The 1,480-nt window shown below is 50.0% G+C and carries 3 protein-coding genes and 1 pseudogene; all 4 read right to left on the minus strand.

Annotated features, from left to right (window positions below; all coding sequences use genetic code 11):
- Nucleotides 1-116: 116 nt before the first annotated feature.
- Entirely contained in the window at nucleotides 117-365 is a 249-nt protein-coding gene (locus tag QZ506_RS04315; RefSeq protein ID WP_291969318.1) for a lysis system i-spanin subunit Rz, read from the minus strand.
- Entirely contained in the window at nucleotides 344-856 is a 513-nt protein-coding gene (locus tag QZ506_RS04320) for a lysozyme (RefSeq protein ID WP_291969320.1), read from the minus strand. The genes QZ506_RS04315 and QZ506_RS04320 overlap by 22 nt, the downstream gene beginning before the upstream one ends.
- On the minus strand, nucleotides 853-1,107 hold the full coding sequence (locus QZ506_RS04325; protein WP_291969322.1) for an HP1 family phage holin: 255 nt from the start codon (nucleotides 1,105-1,107) through the stop codon (nucleotides 853-855). Before QZ506_RS04325 ends, QZ506_RS04320 begins: the two co-directional genes overlap by 4 nt.
- Before the next feature lie 290 nt (nucleotides 1,108-1,397).
- Nucleotides 1,398-1,480, minus strand: a pseudogene (locus QZ506_RS04330) (lipoprotein); the annotation flags it as partial.

Below are 1,480 nucleotides of genomic sequence, written 5' to 3' on the forward strand. Positions count from 1 at the left end.
AATGTGCTGCGGGCGTACGCCGATGGCCACTTTACTCGATGGAAAACGGATCTGGGCAGAAAAGAATCTGAACCAGATGTAATCTGACAGACACCTGTATAAATAATCGGTAACTGTCAGATCAGGTCTGAGCTAGTACACTGCAAATCATCAAGCTTGCTTTTCGCATCGGCTAATTCCTTCGTGTATTTGGCATCAAGCGCTGCAACATCCCTCTGACGGGTCTGCATGTCGGTGATGGTCTGTTTCGCTAGCGTCAAATCGCTATCAGCTTTGCTGTATGCATCGTGGTGGTAGCAGAGGCCGAATGACAGCGCAGCAATGAGAGCAAGCAGAACGGCGATTACTGTAGCACTGATAGACATAGCTCACTCTCCTTCTCGCGCCGAGCAACGAGGCCGGGAAGAACTTTACCGCCCCCATACACCCAACGCGGAAACTCCTCACACGCCGCCTGAATGTTTCCAGATCGGAGCAACTGAAACATGGTTGAGGCCTGCACCTTTGGGCAGCCAGCATTAAAAGCAATGCTCACTGCTGCACTGAACGGGTTACTCGGCAACTTTTTCCCGCCGGCGTATTTATCAACACACCTTTCAGCCTCCAGGATTTTTTTTTGCCAGTCTGCGGCAATCTGCTGGTTCGTCTTGCGGCTGCCATCGACAACGCAATGCGTATTGCCATCAGTCAAAATACCGGCTGGGCATACATAGGGGTCACGGCGGCATGATTCGGCATTACTGATAAGCTCCAGACCTGCTTTGTTAGTTCGCACCTGTCCGTTATTCATAACAATGCCGATGATCACCCCCACGGAGCAAATTACACCCGCGGCAGTTTTGCGCTTGCTCATCACGCACCGCCTTTTTCCCTCAACTGGTATTCCTTCCTGCGGTAGTACCAGTTGATTGCAAAAGTGCCGATAGTGCAGGCCATGCCAACGACGATCGCACAATCACCTAGCGTTAACCCGGCCATTTTTTCTGCAAGCAACCATACGCTCTCTTTAGTTGATGCGGCGTAGGCTCTGACAGACGCGCCCAGCCCTATTAGCCCCGTCCCGCTTCCGTATGAAAGCATGCTGTAGATAGTGCTCATTCGTGTCATACCCTCACCTCGCGGCAGGGATGGCAATATATTATTGAAAGGGGAAATTAAAAAGGCCACGCCGGAGTGTAGCCTTGCCGTGCATCTTGATGTTTATTGTGGCTTTGTTGAATAAACAGATTTTATGCTGCCTCTCCAGCGCAAGTGCTGATCATAGTAACGTAAAATCATGTGGTTAGGCCACGTAATAAAACGGTACACTTAGGGTGTACAAGCATTTTTTGCCAAAATTAGTGGCTTTGTTGAATAAATCAGAACTTGTAACGACTGCGCCCCATACTGGTCGATTGTTACGTGATGCGAATACTGTTCGGCATTCCTAATAGCGTGATCCGGTTAAGCGCTTTGACCATGGCCATGGCTTCACCCACCT

The organism is Candidatus Symbiopectobacterium sp. (assembly GCF_020054415.1).
Lineage (GTDB): Bacteria > Pseudomonadota > Gammaproteobacteria > Enterobacterales > Enterobacteriaceae > Symbiopectobacterium.